2 protein-coding genes are annotated in these 1,194 nt (G+C 43.5%); both read left to right on the top strand.

The annotated features are described in order from the left end of the window. Window positions 1-61: 61 nt before the first annotated feature. The gene (locus JCM10519_RS33735) at window positions 62-649 is read left to right on the top strand and encodes a phage integrase N-terminal SAM-like domain-containing protein (protein WP_347845389.1); all 588 of its coding nucleotides are present in this window, start codon (window positions 62-64) and stop codon (window positions 647-649) included. Between the two features lie 32 nt (window positions 650-681). Next, a complete protein-coding gene (locus JCM10519_RS33730) occupies window positions 682-1,080 on the top strand; it encodes a tyrosine-type recombinase/integrase (RefSeq protein WP_347845388.1) in 399 nt (132 codons plus the stop codon). Window positions 1,081-1,194: the final 114 nt, after the last annotated feature.

Here is a 1,194-nt window from a genome sequence, read left to right as displayed (position 1 = left end):
TTGAGTAGTGGACCAAAACGGCCCTATCTTTTACAATAATGTGGAAGGAGGGCTTTGACTAATGATAGAGCAGATTTTGGAAAAAGTGATCAATACTATGCTGCCGCACCTGGATAGTGGACAGATGGAGCAGCTGCATAATGCACTGTACATTAATTTTCATGGCGTGGAAGTAAGGGAAGAATGTTACGAGGTAGTAGAAACGGGCTTTGACGGCGACGCATTAAAGGTCAAGATGTTCGTGGCAAGCAAAAAGGCAGTTAATCGGCAGGAAAATACCTTAAAGCAATATACAACGGAGATCTGCAAGATGCTGGATTTTCTGGGGAAACGGATTGAGGACATTACCGCCATGGATCTCCGATATTATTATGGGGTCATGAGGGAGCAGCACGGCATAAAAATGACCACCATGCAGACAAGACTACATTATTTATCCAGCTTCTGGGATTTCCTCACTACAGAGGAGCTTGTGACCAGTAACCCGGTTAAACGGGTAGGGATCCTGAAGCTGGCCAAGACCATCAAAAAGCCGTTTTCCCAGGAAGAAATGGAAGCACTTAGGGTTAATTGTACGGTACTGAGAGACCGTGCCTTAATGGAGTTTTTGTACAGTACAGGTGTTAGGGTTTCAGACTGGCGTTACTGAATGTCTGTGATATAGAAATGGGGCGGCATGAGTTGATTGTATTTGGTAAGGGAAGTAAGGAAAGAAAGGTGTATTTGACGGATAATGCTAGGTTTTACTTAAAGAGATACCTTAAAGAGCGCATGAAGGAGGAGGGGATAACCGAGGAAGAATTGGTAAATAAGCCTTTATTTGCAACACTAGATCAGCCTCATGCTCGCCTAACTGTTGCCGGAATTCAATACATGTTTAGGCAGCTTGGGCGGCGTGCAGGTGTGAAGAAGGTCCATCCGCATCGTTTCCGGAGGACCATAGCTACTGATCTTCTGAATAGAGGGATGCCGGTAGAGCAGGTGTCAAAACTTCTGGGACATGAAAAACTAGATACGACAATGATCTATTGCACAGTCCAGGAGGAAAATGTAAAAGAGTCTCACCGGAAGTTTGCATAAATAGCTGAAATGGATTGATTTTAAGTAGCTGGAAACGGGTACTTTATTAAGTTTACCCTTTTTCTAAACAAAAACTGGGAATGATGTAATATGGAGCTATAAGAGATGGCTTAA

This window comes from Clostridium sp. NkU-1 (assembly GCA_001312405.1).
The sequence above is the reverse complement of the archived record's forward strand: the minus strand, read 5'-3'. Positions and strand labels throughout refer to the sequence as shown.